This is a genomic window from Streptomyces nigra, from assembly GCF_003074055.1.
In the GTDB taxonomy this organism is placed as follows: domain Bacteria; phylum Actinomycetota; class Actinomycetes; order Streptomycetales; family Streptomycetaceae; genus Streptomyces; species Streptomyces nigra.
Map to the genome: position 1 here is coordinate 3,985,768 of NZ_CP029043.1, position 21,362 is coordinate 4,007,129.

Annotated in this window: 20 protein-coding genes and 1 pseudogene; 16 read left to right on the top strand and 5 right to left on the bottom strand. The window is 70.2% G+C overall.

What is annotated here, in order from left to right:
- Positions 1–183: 183 nt before the first annotated feature.
- On the top strand, positions 184–1,245 hold the full coding sequence (locus DC008_RS18460) for a helix-turn-helix transcriptional regulator (protein WP_208645917.1): 1,062 nt from the start codon (positions 184–186) through the stop codon (positions 1,243–1,245).
- Here the strand turns inward: DC008_RS18460 and DC008_RS18465 are convergent.
- Entirely contained in the window at positions 1,224–2,183 is a 960-nt protein-coding gene (locus DC008_RS18465) for a helix-turn-helix domain-containing protein (RefSeq protein WP_234350822.1), read from the bottom strand. The two genes, DC008_RS18460 and DC008_RS18465, sit on opposite strands and share 22 nt — an antisense overlap.
- A 373-nt stretch (positions 2,184–2,556) precedes the next feature.
- Here DC008_RS18465 and DC008_RS18475 point away from each other — a divergent pair, with 373 nt between their 5' ends.
- The gene (locus tag DC008_RS18475; protein WP_055621224.1) at positions 2,557–2,892 is read left to right on the top strand and encodes a Rieske (2Fe-2S) protein; all 336 of its coding nucleotides are present in this window, start codon (positions 2,557–2,559) and stop codon (positions 2,890–2,892) included.
- 168 nt (positions 2,893–3,060) lie between these two features.
- Here the strand turns inward: DC008_RS18475 and DC008_RS18480 are convergent, their stop codons facing one another.
- On the bottom strand, positions 3,061–3,474 hold the full coding sequence (locus tag DC008_RS18480) for a pyridoxamine 5'-phosphate oxidase family protein (RefSeq protein ID WP_108707926.1): 414 nt from the start codon (positions 3,472–3,474) through the stop codon (positions 3,061–3,063).
- Between the two features lie 120 nt (positions 3,475–3,594).
- On the opposite strand from DC008_RS18480, the gene clpB reads away from it, so the two are divergent.
- Together clpB and DC008_RS18490 are read left to right on the top strand one after the other, a co-directional pair.
- Positions 3,595–6,192, top strand: coding sequence for an ATP-dependent chaperone ClpB (gene clpB / locus DC008_RS18485; protein ID WP_108707927.1), 2,598 nt, complete (start codon positions 3,595–3,597; stop codon positions 6,190–6,192).
- A gap of 159 nt (positions 6,193–6,351) precedes the next feature.
- The gene (locus tag DC008_RS18490; protein ID WP_055621227.1) at positions 6,352–6,876 is read left to right on the top strand and encodes a YbjN domain-containing protein; all 525 of its coding nucleotides are present in this window, start codon (positions 6,352–6,354) and stop codon (positions 6,874–6,876) included.
- 77 nt (positions 6,877–6,953) lie between these two features.
- Here the strand turns inward: DC008_RS18490 and DC008_RS18495 are convergent, their stop codons facing one another.
- Entirely contained in the window at positions 6,954–7,613 is a 660-nt protein-coding gene (locus tag DC008_RS18495) for an SCO4225 family membrane protein (RefSeq protein ID WP_108707928.1), read from the bottom strand.
- A 65-nt stretch (positions 7,614–7,678) separates the two neighbouring features.
- On the bottom strand, positions 7,679–8,146 hold the full coding sequence (locus DC008_RS18500) for an ATP-binding protein (protein ID WP_108707929.1): 468 nt from the start codon (positions 8,144–8,146) through the stop codon (positions 7,679–7,681).
- A gap of 155 nt (positions 8,147–8,301) precedes the next feature.
- On the opposite strand from DC008_RS18500, the gene DC008_RS18505 reads away from it, so the two are divergent.
- The 3 genes from DC008_RS18505 to DC008_RS18515 all read left to right on the top strand — a co-directional run bounded on the left by DC008_RS18505 (position 8,302) and on the right by DC008_RS18515 (position 9,781).
- Positions 8,302–9,216, top strand: coding sequence for a helix-turn-helix domain-containing protein (locus DC008_RS18505; RefSeq protein WP_108710760.1), 915 nt, complete (start codon positions 8,302–8,304; stop codon positions 9,214–9,216).
- Positions 9,179–9,298: a DUF397 domain-containing protein gene (locus tag DC008_RS35990; RefSeq protein ID WP_235073452.1), complete on the top strand. Its 120-nt coding sequence runs from the start codon at positions 9,179–9,181 to the stop codon at positions 9,296–9,298. The genes DC008_RS18505 and DC008_RS35990 overlap by 38 nt, the downstream gene beginning before the upstream one ends.
- A gap of 261 nt (positions 9,299–9,559) precedes the next feature.
- On the top strand, positions 9,560–9,781 hold the full coding sequence (locus DC008_RS18515; RefSeq protein WP_108707930.1) for a hypothetical protein: 222 nt from the start codon (positions 9,560–9,562) through the stop codon (positions 9,779–9,781).
- A 12-nt stretch (positions 9,782–9,793) separates the two neighbouring features.
- Here DC008_RS18515 and DC008_RS18520 read toward each other — a convergent pair whose 3' ends face one another.
- The gene (locus DC008_RS18520) at positions 9,794–10,984 is read right to left on the bottom strand and encodes a pyridoxal phosphate-dependent aminotransferase (RefSeq protein WP_108707931.1); all 1,191 of its coding nucleotides are present in this window, start codon (positions 10,982–10,984) and stop codon (positions 9,794–9,796) included.
- A 545-nt stretch (positions 10,985–11,529) separates the two neighbouring features.
- Here DC008_RS18520 and DC008_RS18525 point away from each other — a divergent pair.
- From DC008_RS18525 to fbaA, 9 genes and pseudogenes are all read left to right on the top strand, one after another.
- Positions 11,530–12,957, top strand: coding sequence for a transglutaminase-like domain-containing protein (locus DC008_RS18525; protein WP_164492330.1), 1,428 nt, complete (start codon positions 11,530–11,532; stop codon positions 12,955–12,957).
- Between the two features lie 41 nt (positions 12,958–12,998).
- Positions 12,999–14,063, top strand: coding sequence for a hypothetical protein (locus DC008_RS18530; RefSeq protein ID WP_108707933.1), 1,065 nt, complete (start codon positions 12,999–13,001; stop codon positions 14,061–14,063).
- Positions 14,064–14,362: 299 nt separating this feature from the next.
- Positions 14,363–14,587: pseudogene (locus DC008_RS18535) on the top strand (DUF6924 domain-containing protein); the annotation flags it as partial.
- Positions 14,588–15,556: 969 nt separating this feature from the next.
- Positions 15,557–16,123, top strand: coding sequence for a DUF2617 family protein (locus DC008_RS18545; RefSeq protein WP_108707936.1), 567 nt, complete (start codon positions 15,557–15,559; stop codon positions 16,121–16,123).
- Positions 16,124–16,204: 81 nt separating this feature from the next.
- Positions 16,205–17,779, top strand: coding sequence for a polyamine aminopropyltransferase (locus DC008_RS18550; protein WP_108707937.1), 1,575 nt, complete (start codon positions 16,205–16,207; stop codon positions 17,777–17,779).
- Positions 17,780–17,861: 82 nt separating this feature from the next.
- Complete coding sequence (locus DC008_RS18555) at positions 17,862–18,710, top strand: SRPBCC domain-containing protein (protein WP_108707938.1); 849 nt, start codon at positions 17,862–17,864, stop codon at positions 18,708–18,710.
- A 40-nt stretch (positions 18,711–18,750) separates the two neighbouring features.
- Positions 18,751–19,545: an aldose epimerase family protein gene (locus DC008_RS18560; RefSeq protein ID WP_108707939.1), complete on the top strand. Its 795-nt coding sequence runs from the start codon at positions 18,751–18,753 to the stop codon at positions 19,543–19,545.
- Positions 19,546–19,555: 10 nt separating this feature from the next.
- Positions 19,556–20,104, top strand: coding sequence for an orotate phosphoribosyltransferase (gene pyrE / locus DC008_RS18565; RefSeq protein WP_055621234.1), 549 nt, complete (start codon positions 19,556–19,558; stop codon positions 20,102–20,104).
- A 171-nt stretch (positions 20,105–20,275) separates the two neighbouring features.
- On the top strand, positions 20,276–21,307 hold the full coding sequence (gene fbaA, locus DC008_RS18570; RefSeq protein WP_108707940.1) for a class II fructose-bisphosphate aldolase: 1,032 nt from the start codon (positions 20,276–20,278) through the stop codon (positions 21,305–21,307).
- Positions 21,308–21,362: the final 55 nt, after the last annotated feature.

Consider the following 21,362-nt stretch of genomic DNA (forward strand, 5'->3'; position numbering starts at 1 on the left):
GCCCCTGAGGGACGGAAATACCAGGATGTAACGGGATGTTGTGGCCCGGCGCGCGCCGGGAGCCGTGTTGCGGACCACGGCCCGTCCGCGCATAGTTGCGCTGCGGAAGCGCGAGCGAACCTCAGGCCCGCAGGGCCGGGCGCGGTACCGGCGCGCGAGGCGAGACCGGGGGTGGATGGAGCGATGGCCGGGCACGGGGAGCAGGAGCATCCCCATGGCGCCGACCGCCTGTGTGAGGCCGGGGACCGCGTGTACTCCCGGGCCGTCCGCCGCGGCCGGGTGTCCCGCCCGGACGCCGGACCGGTGCCCTGCCTGCTGGAGCTGGCGCTGCTGCACCCGGACCCCGACGACATGGACTGGCTGGTGCCGACCTCCCCCCAGGAGGTCATGACCCGGCTGCTGCGCGGGATGTACGACGAGGTCAGCACGGCCCAGCTGCGGATGGGCTCGGCGGTCGCGGCCTTCGAGCGGTACGCCGGACTCGCCCCGCTCCCCAGCCAGGCGTCCGGCGTCGAGGGCACCGCCCTGCGCATCCTCGACGGTGACGCGCGTATCCAGGCCGCGCTGGACGAGGCCACGCAGGCGTGCACCCGCGAGGTGCTGACCGTGCAGCCCGGCGGCATCCGTCCCGAGCACGAGCTGACGGAGGGCCTGCACCGGGCGATGGCGCTGCGCGGCCGGGGCGTGCGGATGCGCGACCTGTACACGCATGTGGCCCGGCACGGGCAAGGGCTGCTCAACTACCTGGAGCTGATGGGTGAAGCGGTGGAGGCCCGCACCCTGGACGAGGTCATCGACCGGCTGATCCTCTTCGACCGCACGGTGGCCTTCATCCCGGCGAACACCGACCGCACGATGGCGCTGGAGCTGCGGCACCCGGCCCTCGTCAACTACCTGGTGACGGCGTTCGACCGGCTGTGGCGGCTGGCGATCCCGCTCACCGCCCCGATCCCCGACACCGGCTTCGAGGGCATCTCGCACCGGGAGCAGTCCATCGCCGCGCTGCTCGCCGAGGGGCACCAGGACGCGGTCATCGCGGAGCGGCTGGGCATCAGCGTGCGCACCTGCCGGGCGCACATCGCCCGCCTGTCGGAGACGCTGGGCGCGGCGAGCCGTACGCAGCTGGGTGTACGGATCGCGCAGGTCGGCCTGGACCGGGCGGCGCGCGCGGCCCAGATCCCCGCCCCGCAGCCGTTCGGGGTGCCGGCCGGGCGGGACGCGGCTCAGCTGCCTCCCGGCCGGTGATCCTCGTTCAGGATGCCGGACTGGGCGATGAGATAGCCGAGTTGGGCGCGGCTGCCGCTGCCCAGGGCGGTGGCCAGCTTGGCGATGTGGGCCCGGCAGGTGCGGACGTTCATCCCGAGCCGGCGCGCGATGGCCTCGTCGACATGGCCCTCCACCAGGAGCTTGGCGATGGTGTGCTGGATGTCGGTGATGCCGTCGGGGGCGGTCTCGTAGGGGGCGTGCTCGCTCAGCGGGACCGCGCGGCTCCACATGAACTCGAAGACCTTGATGAGGTAGCGGATCAGCCCGGGGTGCCGTAGCTCCAGGGCCACCTGCTGGTCGTCGCGGGTGGGGATGAAGGCGACCGACTCGTCGCAGATGATGAGGCGTTCGACGAGTTCGTCGATCGTGCGGTACTCGACCTTGCCGTCCGAGAGCTGGGCGACGTACGCCAGCTTGCCGGGGTTGTAGCGCACGGTGTGCTGGTAGAGGGTCCGGATGCGCACGCCGCGCTCGATGAGCGGCCGGTCGCGCTCCAGGCCCTGCAGGAGGCTGCTCTCCGAGATGCGGGTGCTGGGCTGGATGGTGAGCATCTCCGTCTGGCACTGGGCGGTGGCCAGGTTGAGGGCGGCGTTGATCCGCTCGCCGCCCTCCAGGACGGTGATCGAGTGGGTGCTTCCGGTGACCTGGGTGCTCAGGTCCATGAAGGGCTGGAGGGACTCGGTCAGCTCGACGGAGAGCCGGCGGCGCTCGGCGATCTCCCGTTCGATGGGATTGAGCCGTTGCGCGAGCGCCACCGAGGCCGGAAGGGGGATCAGCCAGTTCGCGTCGTCGGGGTCCGGATAGAGCAGCGCGAACTCCATCAGACAGGGCGCGGACTCCACGTCCTCGCGGGCGATACGCCCTGCACGCAGCGCGTTCGCATAGAGACGGCTGCCTTGAGCGCACATCTCGGTCATCGCATGGGGATGTGTCGCTTTAGTCTGATTCGTTGCCAAATCTCCACCCCCCATGGTCCTGAACATGCAGGAACATGATGCACCGATCGTGTGGCCATGAAGTGCCCGAATGAGCCATCGTCTTACTCGACGGGGGAAGAGGGGACCTTCAAGTGAGGACGAAGCCGACTATGCGGAACAAAATGCTTCGCTCGATTCTTGTCGCCGCCTTCTCCGCCGTTGTGGCCGTCGGAGCCCTGAGTGGCCTTTCGGAAGCGAAGAGCGACTCGCGGGCGGACAGCAGCTGGCCCAGTGCGGCCCCGACTGTCGTGATCGCCGGGGACAGTTCCTGGCCGGCCATCGGTGTGAATGGCGGCAGTGTGCAGGAGTCGGCATGACCACCCCACCCGACGACCGGTCTTTCCGCAGGGAGATGGCGACCGCCTACCGCTCAGGGTGGCACTTCATCGACCTGGTCACCGCGATCCCCCACCCCGGTGACTCCCTGATGGTGACCGTCTTCGGCGAACCGGTGGTCGTCACGCGCGACGAGGACGAGGACGTGCGGGCCTACCGGTGTCTGCGGCGGCCTCGGGGGGCGCCGCAGCCCGTGCGGTGCGCCATCCGGTACGGAATGATCTTCGTCAACCTGGACCAGCGGGACCACCGTCTCGTGGAGCCGGAGACACCGGCAGCAAGGACCATCTCAGCCACCCCCCGCAGTGCCTGACGCGATTCCCCCGTCGTAACAGATCGCTCAGGTGCTTCCCCCCGCAGCGGCGTCACCGTGACCTGAACACGGTGACGCCGCTGCAGTTTTCCAGGATATTTCCCGCTTTACGGCGACCCTCGACGGGGCCGGAACCGGCTGGTCCGCGTCCGCGACTCGCCCAGTGGTTCAGCCGCGCCCCATCGCCCGCTTCAGCGCGATCTCGATGACCACCCGGTCCGGATTGGGCGCAGGCGTCCGCCCGTACCGGACGGCGTAGCGCCGCTCGGCCTCCCGCACCCGCTCCGGCTCCGAGCTGACGTGCGCGATCCCCTCCAGCGTGGCCCAGCGTCCGCCGTCCACCTGGCAGACGGCGCCCGGGGCGCCCGCGGCCCCGGCGGCGAGCACGTGCGCCACCTTCCGGCTGGACTTGTTCGTGATCACCCGAGCCAGCCGGGCCTCGGGCTCGTATGTGACACCGACGGGCACCACGTGCGGGGTGCCGTCGGGGCGGGGCGTGGTCAGCGTGCACAGATGCCTCTCCTGCCAGAAGGAGAGGTACGGCGCGTCGGGAGCGCCCGGATCCTGGGGGTATGCGGCCATGGTGGGGAACCTAGCGGGCGCAGGGCTCCCAGGCCCAGCTTGAGTGGAATAGACTCAAGTTTGTGTACGCTGACTTTGTCAGTTAATGGGAGACGCTGACGCCAGGAGGAGAACGGACACGTGGACGCCGAGCTGACCAACAGGAGCCGGGACGCGATCAACGCGGCCAGCAACCGGGCCGTGACCGAGGGACACCCGGATCTCACCCCCGCCCACCTGCTGCTGGCTCTGCTCGAGGGCCAGGACAACGAGAACATCGTCGATCTGCTCGCCGCCGTGGAGGCCGACCAGGCCGCCGTACGGGCCGGCACCGAGAAGGCGCTCGCCGCCCTGCCCAGCGTGACGGGATCCACCGTGGCGCCCCCGCAGCCCAACCGCGACCTGCTCGCCGTGATCGCGGACGCGCAGGCCCGCGCCAAGGACCTCGGCGACGAGTATCTGTCCACCGAGCACCTGCTCATCGGGATCGCCGCCAAGGGCGGTCCCGCGGCCGATGTGCTCACCCGTCAGGGCGCGACCGCGAAGAAGCTGCTGGACGCCTTCCAGAAGGCCAGGGGAGGCCGCCGCGTGACCACCGCCGATCCCGAGGGGCAGTACAAGGCGCTGGAGAAGTTCGGCACCGACTTCACCGCCGCCGCCCGCGAGGGCAAGCTCGACCCCGTCATCGGACGGGACCAGGAGATCCGCCGGGTCGTGCAGGTGCTGTCCCGCCGTACGAAGAACAACCCGGTCCTGATCGGTGAGCCCGGCGTCGGCAAGACCGCCGTCGTCGAAGGGCTCGCGCAGCGGATCGTCAAGGGGGACGTGCCCGAGTCCCTGAAGGACAAGCGGCTCGTCGCGCTGGACCTCGGGGCGATGGTCGCGGGCGCCAAGTACCGCGGTGAGTTCGAGGAGCGCCTGAAGACCGTCCTGGCCGAGATCAAGGGCTCCGACGGGCAGATCATCACCTTCATCGACGAGCTGCACACCGTCGTCGGCGCGGGCGCGGGCGGCGACTCCGCCATGGACGCCGGCAACATGCTGAAGCCGATGCTGGCGCGCGGCGAGCTGCGCATGGTCGGCGCGACCACGCTGGACGAGTACCGCGAGCGGATCGAGAAGGACCCGGCGCTGGAGCGGCGCTTCCAGCAGGTGCTGGTCGCCGAGCCCAGCGTCGAGGACTCCATCGCCATCCTGCGCGGGCTCAAGGGCCGCTACGAGGCCCACCACAAGGTGCAGATCGCCGACAGCGCGCTGGTCGCCGCCGCCACCCTGTCCGACCGGTACATCACCTCCCGCTTCCTGCCCGACAAGGCCATCGACCTCGTCGACGAGGCCGCCTCCCGGCTGCGGATGGAGATCGACTCCTCGCCGGTCGAGATCGACGAGCTCCAGCGCTCCGTGGACCGGCTGCGGATGGAGGAGCTGGCCCTCGAGAAGGAGACCGACCCCGCCTCCCGCGAGCGGCTGGAGAAGCTGCGCCGCGACCTCGCCGACCGCGAGGAGGAGCTGCGCGGCCTGACCGCCCGCTGGGAGAAGGAGAAGCAGTCCCTGAACCGCGTCGGTGAGCTGAAGGAACGGCTCGACGAGGTGCGCGGCCAGGCCGAGCGCGCCCAGCGCGACGGCGACTTCGACACCGCCTCCAAGCTGCTGTACGGCGAGATCCCGGCCCTGGAGAAGGAGCTGGAGGCCGCCTCCGAGGCCGAGGAGGAGGCCGCGCGGGACACGATGGTCAAGGAGGAGGTCGGCCCCGACGACATCGCGGACGTCGTCGCCGCCTGGACCGGCATCCCCGCGGGCCGGCTCATGGAGGGCGAGACGCAGAAGCTGCTGCGCATGGAGGAGGAGCTGGGCAAGCGGCTCATCGGGCAGACGGAGGCCGTGCAGGCCGTGTCCGACGCCGTACGGCGCACCCGGGCCGGTATCGCCGACCCGGACCGTCCGACCGGCTCGTTCCTCTTCCTCGGCCCGACCGGTGTCGGCAAGACCGAGCTGGCCAAGGCGCTCGCGGACTTCCTCTTCGACGACGAGCGGGCCATGGTCCGCATCGACATGTCGGAGTACGGCGAGAAGCACAGCGTGGCCCGGCTGGTCGGCGCGCCCCCCGGCTACGTCGGCTACGAGGAGGGCGGCCAGCTCACCGAGGCGGTGCGCAGGCGGCCGTACAGCGTCGTCCTGCTGGACGAGGTGGAGAAGGCGCACCCGGAGGTCTTCGACATCCTGCTCCAGGTGCTGGACGACGGGCGGCTCACCGACGGGCAGGGCCGGACGGTGGACTTCCGCAACACGATCCTCGTGCTGACGTCCAACCTGGGCAGCCAGTACCTGGTCGACCCGATCACCAGCGAGGAGGAGAAGAAGGAGCAGGTCCTGGAGGTGGTCCGCGCCTCCTTCAAGCCCGAGTTCCTGAACCGGCTGGACGACCTCGTGGTCTTCTCGGCGCTGACCAAGGACGAGCTGGTCCGGATCGCCCGGCTGCAGATCGACCGGCTCGCCAAGCGGCTGGCCGAGCGCCGGCTCACCCTGGAGGTCACCGACGAGGCGCTGGCCTGGCTCGCCGACGAGGGCAACGACCCGGCGTACGGTGCCCGGCCGCTGCGCCGGCTGGTCCAGACGGCCATCGGGGACCGGCTCGCGAAGGAGATCCTGGCCGGGGAGGTCAAGGACGGCGACACGGTCCGGGTGGACGCCTTCGGCGACGGACTGATCGTGGGACCGGCCACCGGGAAGACGCTCTGAGGCGTCCCGGCACCGTGATCACGGGTACCCGGCCGGAACCGGGTACCCGTCCCGTTGACCGGATCGAGTCAGCCGTGGGCTGACAGGGCCCGTCCGGGCTTGCCACCCCCCTCCCTGCATGGGGGAGGATGGCGGAATCCGTACGAAGGGAAAATCACGGTGAGCATCGACCCGTCCTCGATTCCGAACTTCGGGGGCCAGCAGCCGCAGCCCGGGCCTCCGCCCGGCCCCGTAATCCCGGATCAGGACCTCGTGAAGCAGCTCCTCGACCAGATGGAGCTGAAGTACGTCGTCGACGACGAGGGTGACCTCGCGGCGCCGTGGGAGCAGTTCCGTACGTACTTCATGTTCCGCGGCGAGGGTGACCAGCAGGTCTTCTCGGTGCGGACGTTCTACGACCGGCCCCACCAGATCGACGAGAAGCCCGCGCTTCTCGAGTCGATCGACGACTGGAACCGCCGGACGCTGTGGCCGAAGGTCTACAGCCACACGCACGACGACGGCACCGTCCGCCTCATCGGCGAGGCGCAGATGCTGATCGGCACGGGCGTCAGCCTGGAGCACTTCGTCTCGTCGACGGTCAGCTGGGTGCGGGCCGCCATCGAGTTCGACAAGTGGCTCGTCGAGCAGCTCGGCCTGGAGCAGGAGATCAACGAGGCGGACAAGCCCGAGGACGACGAGTAGTCGTCACGACGGACGTGCCCGCGGCGCAGTGCCGCGGGCGGAGGAGAGCCCGGCCTGGTGCCGGGCTCTTCCGCGTCTCAGCGCCCTTCGCCCCGCAGCCGGTGGGCGAGCCGCCCGATCAGCACGGCGTTGACCAGCCCGGCGAGGCCCACGGCGACGGTGAAGACCAGCGTGCCCAGCCCGGGGATCCCGGAGTGCTCCGCGGGCAGCGAGAGCGGCACGGCGAGGAAGCTGAACGGGGCGGCGGTGATGAGGGGCCAGATCCCCGCGAAGCCCGGGTCCGGCGACAGGAGCACGGCGTACAGGAAGAAGCCGAGCGCCACGGCGACGACGGCGCAGTAGGCGCGGGCGAGCCAGTTGTCGAAGGCGGGCGCGAGCAGCGCCCGCAGCTTCCCGGGGTGGCGACGTACGGCGGGGGCGGCGTCCGGCCTCCTGGTGAGGGCGCCGAGCGCGGCGGCGTTCACGAGGGCGGACAGCAGGACCCACCCGCCCCAGAACCCGGTGGCCAGCGCCTCGGCCGCCCCGCCGCCCTCGGTGCCGGGCCCGAAGGGCAGGACCATGGCGAACAGGGAGAGCGGTGCCGTGAGCAGTATCGGGGCCATGGCGAAGGGGCTCTCCGGGAAGAGCAGCACGACCGGGATGCTCAGGGCGAAGACCGCCAGGTAGCCCCGTGCGAGCCGGCTGTCCGTTCCGAGCACGACGAGCCGCGGCAGGCGGAGGCGGGGAGAGGTCTGCATGGGAAGGCCCTTCGAGCCGGCGGTACGACTGGGTGTGACCACCACAGTGGCCCGGACGGCCCCGCTCAGGCATGAGTACACGTACCCGAGCAGGTACCTGTGCGGGTACTCACCGGCTCGACGGAGACCTCGGCCCACACCGTCTTGCCCACGGGCCGACGGGGCTCCCACCCCCACCGCACGGCCAGAGCCTCCACGAGGACGAGCCCCCGCCCGGACTCGCCTTCGGGGCACGCCGGGGGAGCGGAGGCGGGCGGCCGCTTCCCGGCGGCGGCATCGGCGACCTCGACCCGCACGAGGTGCGCCACCGGGTCCAGGGCGAGCCGGAGCGCGCAGGCCCGCCCCGGGACCCGTCCGTGCAGCACGGCGTTCGCCGCCAGCTCGGCGACGACGAGGGAGACCGCGCACGACCCGTCCGACGCGGGCGGCCAGCCCCGCTCCTCCATCCACCGGACGGCGAGGTGCCGGGCGAGCCGCGCACCTCGCGGTGTCGGGGCGAACTGCTCGGTGAGTGTGGGGGTTTCTGTCGGCACGGCCGGTCATCCGTCCTTGTCGTACACGAGTCGTCACGTTCTGTGTTCAAGGTTGGGGCGAACGGCCTACGCTCACCAGGTGACGCAGCCTTACTTCTCCACCCGTAAGGAACGGAAGTGACGCCTTGGCCAACGGAATCGACCCCAGCGCGTCGATGGCGGCCCTGTTCGGCGCGCGGGTGCGCCGCCTCCGTACGGCGGCCGGAATGACCCAGGCCGAACTGGGCGAACGCACGCATGTGGTGAGCACCCGCATCACCCAGATCGAGCGGGCGTCCGGCGCGAAGCCCACGCTGGAACTGGCCCGCGCGCTGGACGCGGCCCTCGGAGCGGACGACCTGCTGGTCGAGCTGTGGCCGTACGTGTACCGGGAGGCGTTCCCGGACTGGTCCCGGAAGTTCATGGAACTGTCGGAACGGGCGGTGGCCGTCCGGCAGTACGCGGCGCATGTGGTGCCGGGTCTGTTGCAGACGGAGGATTACGCGCGCGGGGTGCTGAGCCTCGATGCCCTCCTGGAGGGCGAGGAACAGCTGGAGGAGCGGGTGTCCGCCCGCATGGGTCGGCAGGACCGGCTGAGCTCGGTGGACCGCCCCGAACTCTGGGTGGTCCTGGACGAGGCGGTGCTGAGGCGCCCGATCGGCGGGCACGCCGTGATGCGGAAGCAGTTGGGACGGCTGCTGGATGCGGCGGTGGAGCGCCACATCACCGTGCAGATCCTGCCGTTCGACCAAGGCGGACACGAGGCGATGGGCGGTTCGCTGTCCCTTCTCGCTCTGCCGGACGGGTCCGAGGTGGCCTACACGGAGGGCTCGGACTACGGCCAACTCATCGAGGAACCGGTCAACGTCAGTCGCTACAAGGTGATTTACGATCGGCTGCGGGCGGCTGCGCTGCCCCCGCTCATGTCTCTCGACATGATCCGGTCCGCGATGGAGGGCGACTACCGTGGCTCGAATCTCCCGTCCCGAACTGAACGGCGCCGCGTGGCGCAAGAGCAGCTTCAGCAATCAAGCGGGGGGCGACTGCGTGGAGGTGGCCGACGGATTCGGCCCCATCGTCCCCGTCCGTGACAGCAAGGCCACTGACGGCCCGGCGCTGTGCTTCGAGGCGGCTTCCTGGGCGGCGTTCATAGGTGCGTTGAAGGCTCGCTGAGATCGCTTCCCGGGTCCACCGGGTCCTTGCCCGCGAGGGTCCGGTGGGCCGCTGACCTCCTGAAAGAACCGGGGGAAAGAACTCCCCGCCCACCCACCCTCCCCGGCCGCGCAGCGCTCGTCACTCGTCCGGGTGACCGGCTTGCAGGGGCCGGACAGGGGCGGTTACGTTCGCCGCGACAACCGCACAAAGACATCGGCCCCCGGCCGGGACGGCAATCCCGATCGAGGGCCTGACCGATCAGGAAGCGATACCTTCCCGATGGCTGACCCGCAGTCTAACGCGCGCCTGCGCGCCGACGCCGGAGCTCCGACGACCGGCGTGATCCACGTCCGCACCCGCCTCACGGCCGACTTCACGGTGCTCTCCAACGCCCTCGTCCAACGGCGCGGCAGCGCGGTCACGATCGGAGCCGCCGCTCGGCTCGGTGACACCGCCCGCGAGCTGCCGCGTCCCGAGCCCGAGTCGGACGGCCGGTCGTAGGTCCGTCCGCAGTCAGACCGACAGCGTCTTCAGACGGGACGCCGCCTCCTCCAGGACGTGGGTCTGTTTGCAGAAGGCGAAGCGGACGAAGGGGGCGCCCTGGTCGCGGTGGTCGTAGAAGACCGCCGTCGGGATGGCGACGACGCCGGCCCGCTCCGGCAGGGTGCGGCAGAACTCGATGCCGTCGGACTCGCCCAGGGGGCGGATGTCGGCGGTGATGAAGTAGGTGCCGGCGGGGCGGTAGACCGTGAAGCCCGCCTCCTCCAGGCCGCCGGCCAGGATGTTCCGCTTGGCGAGCATGTCCGCGCGGAAGTCGTCGAAGTAGGAGTCGGGGAGGGACAGGGCCTCGGCGACCGCGTACTGGAACGGGCCCGCCGAGACGTACGTCAGGTACTGCTTGGCCGAGCGGACGGCCGTGACCAGGGCGGGGGAGGCCGTCACCCAGCCGACCTTCCAGCCCGTGAACGAGTACGTCTTGCCCGCCGAGCTGATCGTCACCGTGCGCTCGCGCATGCCGGGGAACGAGGCCAGCGGGATGTGCTCGGCGTCGTCGAAGACCAGGTGCTCGTACACCTCGTCGGTCACGACGAGCAGGTCGCGCTCGACGGCCAGTTCGGCGATCGCGGTCAGCTCCGCGCGGGTGAGGACCGTGCCGGTCGGGTTGTGCGGGGTGTTGAGGAGAAGGAGGCGGGTGCGGTCGGTGACGGCGGCCCGCAGCTCGTCCAGGTCCAGCCGGAACGCGCCGTCGTGCGGGCGCAGGGTGACCGGCACCCGGGTCCCGCCCGCCATGGCGATGCAGGCCGCGTAGGAGTCGTAGTACGGCTCCAGGGCGATCACCTCGTCGCCGGGCTCCACCAGCGCGAGCAGCGCCGCCGCGATGGCCTCGGTGGCGCCCGCCGTGACCAGGACCTCGGTGTCGGGGTCGTACGACAGGCCGTAGCGGCGCTCCTGGTGCGCGACGACGGCCGCGCGCAGCTCGGGGACGCCGGGCCCCGGCGGGTACTGGTTGCCCCGCCCGTCGCGCAGCGCCCGCACCGCGGCCTCCCGGACCTCCTCGGGCCCGTCGGTGTCCGGGAAGCCCTGCCCGAGGTTGATGGACCCGGTGCTCAGGGCGAGCGCCGACATCTCCGCGAAGATCGTCGTCCCGAACTCGGCGAGCCGGCGGTTGAGCAGGGGGCGCGAGGAGGAGGTCATGCCCGTCATCCTCCGCCCGAGCCCGGGCTTTCCTCAACTCACGGTCCCAGTCAACAACCCGCGCAGGGGATTGGCGCGCTGGTTCGACTGATGCACCACCGACAGCTGGCGTATGAACACGCCGCTACACAATGTGCACGGTGCCCGCGTCCGTGACCTGAGCAATGAGGCTTCGACGAGCGACTTATGAAGCTTTTGTCCACACTTGAGGTTCGAGATGGGGGCAGTTCTGACTGAGCTTTACCGGAACGCCAAGATCCCGAGGGGGTGATTTCCGGAGCCGGAGCGAAGCGTGCGGCGACTGGCTACAACACCCCTGCCCGCAGCGGGCGTTGAGCATGCTTTAGCTGACAGGTCAGGTCGGCGCCCGTACCATGTTCAGTCCTGCCGGTGACCGATAGCGGAGATGTCTAATGACCGAAACCGCCCTCGGCTCTGCCGCTTCCGACCACGTCTTACGGTCAGCGACCCGCAGCCGCAGGCCCCCCAGGGCCGCCTTTGCTCGGCAGGCCAGCGGCGCTGGCGCTCGATCCGGCAACTCCTGGTTGGCATTGGTGGAGCAGCTCAGGAACCCCGCTATCGACGAGTTCTCCAGGCGCTGTCGCGACCTCGTCGCCACTGACGCCGCGCTCTGCGGGACAAGTCCTCGCGATTTCGACATACAGCTGCGTTTACACGCTCCGTCGATCGCGGGCCGACAGGTAGGCCCGTCGAGCCATAGTGCTCTGTACGACGAGTTACGGCCTCGGTTGATTGCTCGGTGCAGCCGAATTGCCGGAGATTCCGAACAGGCCGATCTTCTTGCCAACAGCTCGCTACTGCTTGGGGGCGGTGAGGTCCGGCGAAACTTCACCATCAAGCGTACCGATGGATCCCCCGTGGGGATGAAATTTGCCGTTGTGCCACCTAGCGTCGGCCACCTGTACCAGGCAAGGCTGCACTACCTGCTCAGCCCGCGGGCCGACACGTTCATTGAACTCGGTTGCTACCTGCAGGGCGCCTCACATCCCTCCAGCTACCTGGCGTTCTCCATGTGCGACCGGCCGGGAACCATCGCTGCGCTGCAGGCGCACGGCCTCGCTGCACGACGGGACAATGTGCTTGTCCTCACCCGGGCCCTAGGGCTGTCCGACGCTGCACGGAACCTCATGAGCTTCACCATCGGGCAGGCTGTGAGGTACGTACGGGCTTTGGGGTGCAAATTCGTCGTGACAGCGTTCAACCCCCTCCTGGGATTCACTGGATCGGCGCTGCATGCGTCCAACTTCACTCCATTCGCCAGCGCTCCGGTGGCGTACTGCTATGACTCGTTCGGTAATTACTTGACGAGGAGGCAGTCGATGTCGGACCTCTGCACGGACCGTCGGCCGGAGAACTACCGGAATTTACTGGTGGTGCTCGGCACGGACAGCACAACGAGAAAAGAAACCCGAAAAGTGAAGACTCTCCATCACCTAGCCGAGCCCTCAGTAAATGGCGAGGCATCTCACCCCCCCCGACTCGATGTCGCTGAACTGCTCCGGTACCGGGAGCATCTCGAAGCCGCCTGGTCGAAAAGCACAGCGCACCCGAGTTACGCCCTGGAGCCTCTGTCGTCGAAGGGGCAATGCGGCGTCAGCTCCGTGTGGCTGGCGCGTTTGCTGCGTCAGCGAGAGATCGAAGCGACCTACTGCTATGGGAGGCTTCGCTTCGAGAAGCGTGGCTACTCTTCGGTCGATCACCATTGCTGGATCGAGGTCGGCCCCCCGAACGATCCTGCCCGCCAGGTCATCGACCTCACCTGCGATCAAGCGGACGGCTTCGAGCAGAAGGTGATCTGTGAACGATACGAAAAGCTGGTGGACGGCGGTATCTACTATGAGCCCGTGACGCGCCTGGCCATGGACGAGCTGCCCCGCGATCGTGTCTGGCCGCGTTACACCCGTCTGGAGGCGTCCATGCGAGAGAAGTGGGGCATGCAGACTCTGTACGAGTCGGTCTGAGGTCACCGCGAGCACGGCGGTCGAGCTCTCATGGGGGGGACATGGCTGGTCAGGACGAACGCCCGCAGGTTTTGCTGCTGTCGTCGAACCTCAGACGCAGGTACGCCGAGGACATTCTTACGGCACTAGCTCTACCTCGAGGTGCCACTCTTCAGTTCCGCTACGAGGCCCAGTACGTGGCCCCGCCCCTTCAGCAGAAGGTCGCCAATGGCAGCATTCTGGGCGTCCGTGCGCTCATAGGCTTCGTAGCCGACGCGGACTCCCCCACCGATGCGTTCATCCTCCCCGTCCGAGTGGCCGAGGTCGTGGCCGCCGAGTGTGCGGCCGATGTATTTCTCTTCAAGCTGCGTGTGACCGACCATGTGGACCTGGACGACTACTCCCTGTCCAGGGCTGACATAGTCGCGGAGAGTCGCAAGGTCTTGGACAAGATCATCGAAGGCAACGGCGGCGCCTACTATCCGGCCGTTCTCAAGTTCCCGGCCTTCCCTATCCGCACCAGTGAAGACCAGGCGCAGTTGTGGCTCAGTGTGGCGCGGCGACTCGCCCTGCACACCACCTTTGAAAGCTCGTATTTCATGCGGGTCGACCAGCCAGTGCACCTGGCCAAAGCGACATCCTTCGCGTTCGAGCCGGACGGCCGTCTGAGCCTGAGCGACCTGAAGCCGGCCCGGCTCCCTGTCAGCTTCTACTCCCCGCGCTACACCGAAGCGCCAAAGATCGCCCTGACCTGCAGCACCGACGGCCGCTTCTTACGGGTTTCCTCGGACGCCTCCCATGACGTTGCTCTACGGTACGACTCCACCGAGTTCTGGCTGCAGCCCGACGCTGCCTCTTTCGACGCTCTCACTCACGTCACCATAAGGCTGGGCCCAGAAGAAGCGGGCAGCACGCCAGTCGCTGCGATACGCCTTCCTGTGATCGTCAGGCACTCGCGTGTACGGCTGCTGTCTCGAGTCGCCATCAGTGCGCTGGGAGCCTTTCTTGTGGCCATGCCGGCGATCCTCGGGGCGCACTCTCCCCTCGCCCTGCGGATCGTCCTCGCAGTGGTTGGCGCTGGAGCACTGAGCGCTGCCACCATCGTCATGGGCCGCCCGCGCAGCTGACATATCCCTGTACAGCCATCCATGCGATGCGGTTGAGGAGGCCGGGCATCGTGACACCCTCCCCCGCTGTGATCTCGTTATCTGTTGTCATCGGATGCCCGCGGACGGCCCAGAGAAGGCCTGACTCCAATAACTCCTCACAGGTGAAAGCATGCCCTGCCTGCACCGAAGGATCTGACCTCGACGGTCCTGCGAAACGACTTCAGTGATGACGCGGCCTGATCCGCAGTGCAAGCAGCGGTCGACGCCGCAGACGGATCCCCGCACGCCACGTACGTCAGTGATCCCCCCGCTTCACCGACGTGAGTATCCAGATGCTGATCGACGAGGATGACGCCACCGAGGATGACGACAAACTCACCTACGTATTCCTCGCGGATGCGACCACCATGACTGACCCTTCGTCTCCGCTCGTGGCTGTCGACCTCTACGACGAACCTGGACGGACGTTCCGGGTCCCGGCCCGGTGGTACCCCGAGATGTCCGCCAACCTGAACATCGCAACCTGGACTTCGCCGACGTGACTGACGGTTCAGGGACGTTCCGCGGCTGGGGTGACGGCTGAACGGCGGGGTGTACGCCCACCTGATCGCCTACCGCCGGGAGCGGGCCCGACGGGCCATCGACAGTCTGTTCCGGGGGTGTCTGGACGGGGATGACGGCCCGTGGACGGCCCAGCACCGCCCCGCCGGTGTTCGAGAAGGCTCTGGATTTCCTCAACTCTGCTTTGGGCCGGGAGTGGTCCGGGCATCTCCCCCGCACACACCGAGCGGGGGCGCCCACGGGGGGACGTCTTGGGTCGCTTCGGGGGAGCGGAAGGAGGCTGACGCCATGGTCACAGGACTTGTCGTGGCGCTGGTCGCAGTGGTGTTCGTCCTGGTCTTCGTGTCCATCGCCCGCAACGCTGGGCGGCGGTCGGTCAGCAGGGCGCGGGGGCGCAGCCGCAGCTCGTACAGCGGCAGCGACGGGGGCAGCAGCAACAGCTGGTGGGTCGGCAGTGGGGACGGCGGGAGCTCGTCGTCCTGCTCGAGCGGCAGCTCCTCCTGTTCCAGCGGCTCGTCCTGCGGAGGCGGGTCGTCGTGCGGCGGAGGGGGCGGATGCGGTGGCGGAGGCAGCTGACACGGGGCAGCTGAGCTCCACCCAGCAGGGGGAGCCGCATCCACCAGGGAGCGGGGCCGGTGCCTGGACCGGCCCCGCTCTCCGTTTCCCGGCGAAGGGCTCCGGCGCGCGCGCCCCTCGTACAGGCGCACGCCGGAGTTGAACAGTTGAGCTGATAAGCCCTCCGAGGGATGGAAACCCTACGAACTTGGGTAAAAACGCTGTGTTGTCGAAGCAGTTCATGATTCAGTGAAGTTCACCTACGCAGCCCCCTCGGACGTCCCACGGACACCCATCTGACCGCCGACCGGGCTGACGGGGCCGACGTCCCGGTGCCGGCAGTGCGACGACGGCCGGCACCCCACCTTCCTCCTGCGTGCTAGCGGAGCCCATCCATGCTCACGACCCTGAACACCGCCTATACCGACACGCGCGCCGCCGACCTGGCCTGGACCCTGGGACGGGAGCCGCTTCCCGCACTCGCCACGCTCGACCTGGAACTCGGCCCGGCCAGACTCCAGTTGAGGCTGCTCGGCGCCTCCCACCAGGTCCTCCTCGACGAGGAGCGGGGACGCTGTTCGGAGACGGTGGCCTGCATTCCGGGCAGCAGCACCCCCCTCCCGCTCGGCGTGGCCAAGCGCGCGGGCGACTGGGAGTACGAGTTCGCCGCCCAGGTCGAGGTGCTGTCACCGGGCCAGTTCGCGGGTCGCGCCCAGGAGTTGCTGGCGCTGGTCGCCGACCATCCGCACGGCCTGGCCGGGGTGTTCCCCGGGAGCCCGCACGCCTTCACCGCGATGCTGGCCCGGCGGCACGAGGGGCAGGTGCACTGGCGGACCTGGCACGCCTACCCGCAGGACGGCCAGTTGGTGGCCACCCGGACCCGGGTCGGGGTGCGCGTCCCGGCGGGCCCCGGCCGCCCCACGGCCAACCGGCTGCGCCCCTCCGCCGTCCTCGCCGGATAAACCATCGACGTCTCCCGAGGCGCCAGTTTCCACACGTGTGGGTGACGAAGCGTGCCCCAGGCGTAACGTACCGTCGGCAACGTGATCGAACCGCACGCCCCCGCGCCTCCCGGCACGACGCCCTCCTGGGGCGGCCGGGCGCGGCTGCCGGTCCGGCCGGACACCGGGCGGTTCCTGGTCCTCGCGGGCGTCTTCGTCTGCGCCGCCTGCGGACTCGTGTACGAACTGGAACTCGTCGCGCTCGCCTCGTACTTGATCGGCGACTCGGTCACCCAGGCGTCCGTCGTGCTGTCCGTCATGGTCTTCGCCATGGGCATCGGCTCCCTCGCCGCCAAGCGTCTGCGGCCCCGCGCCGCCGCCGGGTTCGGCGCCATCGAGGCGGTCCTCGCCCTGGTCGGCGGGTGCAGCGCGCTCGCCCTGTACGCCGTCTTCGCCTGGACCGGCGACTGGGGCGGCCCGTGGACGCACGCCCCCCGCGCCCTCCTCGTCACCTTCTCCCTGGTCATCGGACTGCTCATCGGCGCCGAGGTCCCGCTGCTGATGGAGCTGATCCAGCGCATCCGCCGCCAGGACGCGGGCGGCGCGGTGGCCGACCTGTTCGCCGCGGACTACGTCGGCGCGCTCGTCGGCGGGCTGGCCTTTCCCTTTCTTCTGCTGCCGCTGCTCGGGCAGTTGACGTCGGCCCTCGTCGTCGGCGGGGTCAACGCGGTCGTCGGCGCCGCACTCGTCCTCGGGGTGTTCCGCGCCGACCTCAGCCCCCGCGCCCGCCGGGTCCTCCTCGCCGTCAACCTCGCCGTGCTCGGTGTCCTCGCCGTCGCCACCGTCCTCGTCGACGACTTCGAGCGGGCCGCGCGGCACGCGGTGTACGGGCAGGACGTGCGGGTGGCCGTGCGCACGGGCGTCCAGGAGGTCGTCATCACCGGTGGCACCGACGGCCGCCCCCTCGACCTCTTCCTCGACGGCCGGCTCCGGGTCAGCGGCCGGGACGAGGGCCGCTACCACGGGGCGCTGGTGCACCCCGCGATGAGCGGGGGCCACGCGCGCGTGCTGATCCTCGGCGGCGGCGACGGACTGGCGGCGCGTGAGGTGCTGCGCCACCCCGGCGTGCGCCGGGTCGACATCGTCGAGTCCGACCCCGAGGTGGTGCGGCTGGCCCGCGAGGACCCGCCGCTGTCCCGGCTCAACGGATACGTCTACGGCGACCCGCGCGTGCGGGTCCGCGGCTCCGACGCCTTCCGTGTGCTGCGGTCGGTCCCGCCGGGCTCGTACGAGGTGATCGTCTCCGATCTGCCCGACCCCGGGGTCACCGACAGCGCCAAGCTGTACTCGCAGGAGTTCTACGGCCTCGCCCGCCGCGCCCTCACCCCGCACGGGCGTCTCGCCGTGCACGCCGGGCCGGTCTCCCCGGACCCGCGCGTCTTCTGGACCGTCGAGGCCACGCTGCGCGCCGCCGGGCTGCGGACCACGCCGTACTCCCTCGCACCGCGCGACCCCGCGGCGGGCCCGGCGCGGGCGCCGGACGACTGGGGGTTCGTCCTGGCCGGGCGGGACGGGCCACCACCGCTGCGGGGGAAGCCGGCTGCGGGTGTGCGGGCGGCCGAGGCGTCGCGGGTCCCCGGCCTGCCCGCGTCGACCCTCGTGCATCCGCGGTACTGAGGCTCCCCGGCGGGCACACGGCCCACGGGAATCCGGGATTGTGTGGGTGCGGTTCACGCCATGCTGGGTAGGCTCGATCGGCATGGAGCATGAGGTGTTCGTTCCGGTCCCGGCCGAGCGGCTCAGGGAGGTGCTGGCCGACCCCGTGCGGGTCGCCCGCGCGGTCCCCGGGCTCCAGCAGGACGCCGGTGCCGAGCCCGTCGCCGGGCGCCTGAAGCTGCGCGTCGCCGGGCACACCATCACCTACCGGGGCGCCGTACGGATCTCCGCGCGGGACGACGGCGCCTACACCGTGGAGGGCGACGCGGCCGAGGCGCGCGGAACCGGTTCCGTGAAGCTCGCGCTCACCCTGCACGCGCGGGACGCCGACGGCGGGGCCACGCTCGTGTTCGAGGGCGGCGCCTCCGCGGACGGGCGCGTCAGCGAGTTCGACGCCGACGCCGTCCATACGGCCGTCACCCGGCTGCTGAACCGGTTCGCCGAGCAGCTCGGCGCGGTGGCGGCGGAGTCCGCCGGACCCGAGGCCGCCGACGACGGCGTCGAGGAGTCCCTCGCCCCCGGCGAGTTCGAGCCACGCGTGACCAGCGACTTCGAGACGACCCCGGACGCCGAGGACCCGCCCGTGCCGGAACCGCCGTCCGTGTTCGACACCGAGGTGCCGCCGCCCGCCCTCGAAGCGGAGGACGAGGAGAGCGAGGGGAGCGAAGAGGCGGGCGAGGCGCCCGTCGCGGAGGCCGCGCACGCCCGGCGCACGATGATCGGCCGCAGCGCCGAGGAGGTCGACCACGCCCCGCCGCGCGGCCGGTACGCCCCGGTGCCGCCACCGCAGTCCCTCGCGCCGAACTCCGCGCTGCGCTGGGCCGCCCCGGCCGCCGCCGTCGTAGTGGCCTCGGCGATCGTGGCCGGCCGGATGCTGCGCCGCCGCCGCTGACGCGCCGGGCGGCCTTGATCGCCCCCGGTAGGGTCGTGCTGTGCGTACCGAACACATCACGCTGACCGCGGGCGACGCGGAGGTGGACGTACTGCCGGGCAACGGCGGACGGGTCGGGGGACTGCGCGTCGGCGGGACGGAGCTGCTGCGGCAGGGCGAGCGGTTCGGCTGCTTCCCGATGGTGCCCTGGTGCGGGCGGATCCGTGACGGCCGCTTCCGCGACGGCGCCGAGGTACGGCAGATGCCGCTCAACGCCCCGCCCCACGCCATCCACGGCACCGCCCGCGACGGGGTGTGGAAGGTCGCCCGGCACACCGACGCCGAGACCGTCCTCACCTACGACCTGACCGAGCCCTGGCCCTACCCGGGCCGCGTCACCCAGCGCGTCGCGCTCACCCCCGACAGCCTCACGCTGACCATGTCCGTGGAGACGTACGACGCCTCCTTCCCGGCGCAGATCGGCTGGCACCCCTGGTTCAACCGGAATCTCGGCGACGGCGGCGAGGACGTCCGGCTCGACTTCGGCCCCGCCTGGCAGGAGGAGCGCGGCGACGACCACCTCCCCACGGGCGACCGGATCGACCCGCGCCCTGGCCCCTGGGACGACTGCTTCGGCATGCCCGGCGGCGTCGACGTCACCCTCACCTGGCCGGAGCGCCTGGAGCTGAAGGTGACCAGCCGCGAGGAGTGGGTCGTCGTCTACGACGAGCAGGAGGCCGCCGTCTGCGTCGAACCGCAGACCGGCCCGCCCAACGGGCTGAACACCCATCCCCGCCTGGTCACGCCCCTGGAGCCGCTGGAGGCCACGACCGTCTGGCGCTGGCGACGCCCTTAAGCTGGGCGGCATGACTGACGTTCGTGCGGCGCTGCTGCAGCAGATCAAGGACAAGGCCGTGGTGCACGGCAAGGTGACCCTGTCGTCGGGCCTCGAAGCCGACTACTACGTCGACCTGCGGCGCATCACCCTCGACGGCGAGGCCGCCCCGCTGGTCGGGCAGGTGCTGCTCGACCTGACCGCCGACCTGGAGTTCGACGCCGTGGGCGGGCTGACCATGGGCGCCGACCCGGTGGCCGCCGCCATGCTGCACGCCGCCGCCGCGCGCGGCCGCAGGCTCGACGCGTTCGTCGTCCGCAAGGCCGCCAAGGCGCACGGCCTGCAGCGCCGTGTCGAGGGGCCGGACATCGCCGGCCGCCGGGTGCTCGTCGTCGAGGACACCTCCACCACCGGCGGTTCGCCTCTCACCGCCGTCGAGGCCGTGCGCGAGGCGGGCGCCGAGGTCGCCGGTGTCGCGACCATCGTCGACCGGGCCACCGGCGCCGCCGAGAAGATCCGTGAGGGCGCCCAAGTGCCGTACCTGTACGCGTACTCCAAGGACGAGCTCGGCCTGGACTGACACCCCCTTCCGGCCGGGTCCGTCTCGGCTGGTGACAGACGCTCGGAGCATCCGGGTTCGTCTGGAAAGATGGGCGCCGACGACGACGTCACAACCCCCCAAGGTCTAGGTCAGGGCCAAGAAGAACGCCGTACGCAGTACGCCGACCCGCACACTCCAAGGAGCGGACAGATGCCCATCGCAACCCCCGAGGTCTACAACGAGATGCTCGACCGGGCGAAGGCAGGCAAGTTCGCCTACCCGGCCATCAACGTGACCTCCTCCCAGACCCTGCACGCGGCCCTGCGCGGCTTCGCGGAGGCGGAGAGCGACGGCATCATCCAGATCTCCACGGGTGGTGCCGAGTTCCTGGGCGGTCAGCACAACAAGGACATGGTCACCGGCGCCGTCGCCCTGGCCGAGTTCGCGCACATCGTCGCCAAGAAGTACGACGTCACCGTCGCGCTGCACACCGACCACTGCCCGAAGGACAAGCTCGACGGGTACGTACGCCCGCTGCTCGCGGTGTCCGAGGAGCGCGTCGCGCGCGGTGAGAACCCGCTGTTCCAGTCGCACATGTGGGACGGCTCGGCGGAGACCCTCGCCGACAACCTCGCCATCGCGCAGGAGCTGCTGGAGCGCGCCCGCGCCGCCAAGATCATCCTCGAGGTCGAGATCACCCCGACCGGTGGCGAGGAGGACGGCGTCTCCCACGAGATCAACGACTCCCTCTACACCACGGTCGAGGACGCGATCCGCACGGCCGAGGCGCTGGGCCTGGGCGACAAGGGCCGCTACCTGCTCGCCGCGTCCTTCGGCAACGTCCACGGCGTGTACAAGCCGGGCAACGTCGTGCTCCGTCCCGAGCTGCTGAAGGAGCTCAACGAGGGCGTCGCCGCCAAGTACGGCAAGCCGGCCGGCTCGCAGCCGTTCGACTTCGTCTTCCACGGCGGCTCGGGCTCCACCGAGGAGGAGATCCGCACCGCGCTGGAGAACGGCGTCGTCAAGATGAACATCGACACCGACACCCAGTACGCGTTCACGCGTCCGGTCGCGGACCACATGTTCCGCAACTACGACGGCGTCCTGAAGGTCGACGGCGAGGTCGGCAACAAGAAGACCTACGACCCGCGCACCTGGGGCAAGCTCGCCGAGGCGTCCATGGCCGCGCGGGTGACCGAGGCCTGCACGCACCTGCGTTCCGCCGGTACGAAGATCAAGTAGTTCCGTCCCCTCGGGGACCCCGCGAGCCCGGCGCCTGCCATGGCGCCGGGCTCGC

Excerpts from the sequence above, each read along its gene's own strand:
- DC008_RS18555 (WP_108707938.1), top strand. The coding sequence starts at position 17,862 with ATGGAGCATGAGGTGTTCGTTCCGGTCCCGGCCGAGCGGCTCAGGGAG.
- DC008_RS18460 (WP_208645917.1), top strand. The coding sequence starts at position 184 with ATGGCCGGGCACGGGGAGCAGGAGCATCCCCATGGCGCCGACCGCCTG.
- DC008_RS18505 (WP_108710760.1), top strand. The coding sequence starts at position 8,302 with ATGGCGGCCCTGTTCGGCGCGCGGGTGCGCCGCCTCCGTACGGCGGCC.
- fbaA (WP_108707940.1), top strand. The coding sequence starts at position 20,276 with ATGCCCATCGCAACCCCCGAGGTCTACAACGAGATGCTCGACCGGGCG.
- DC008_RS18520 (WP_108707931.1), bottom strand. The coding sequence starts at position 10,984 with ATGACGGGCATGACCTCCTCCTCGCGCCCCCTGCTCAACCGCCGGCTC.
- pyrE (WP_055621234.1), top strand. The coding sequence starts at position 19,556 with ATGACTGACGTTCGTGCGGCGCTGCTGCAGCAGATCAAGGACAAGGCC.
- DC008_RS18495 (WP_108707928.1), bottom strand. The coding sequence starts at position 7,613 with ATGCAGACCTCTCCCCGCCTCCGCCTGCCGCGGCTCGTCGTGCTCGGA.
- DC008_RS18545 (WP_108707936.1), top strand. The coding sequence starts at position 15,557 with ATGCTCACGACCCTGAACACCGCCTATACCGACACGCGCGCCGCCGAC.
- DC008_RS18515 (WP_108707930.1), top strand. The coding sequence starts at position 9,560 with ATGGCTGACCCGCAGTCTAACGCGCGCCTGCGCGCCGACGCCGGAGCT.
- DC008_RS18465 (WP_234350822.1), bottom strand. The coding sequence starts at position 2,183 with ATGACCGAGATGTGCGCTCAAGGCAGCCGTCTCTATGCGAACGCGCTG.
- DC008_RS18475 (WP_055621224.1), top strand. The coding sequence starts at position 2,557 with ATGACCACCCCACCCGACGACCGGTCTTTCCGCAGGGAGATGGCGACC.
- DC008_RS18480 (WP_108707926.1), bottom strand. The coding sequence starts at position 3,474 with ATGGCCGCATACCCCCAGGATCCGGGCGCTCCCGACGCGCCGTACCTC.
- DC008_RS18530 (WP_108707933.1), top strand. The coding sequence starts at position 12,999 with ATGGCTGGTCAGGACGAACGCCCGCAGGTTTTGCTGCTGTCGTCGAAC.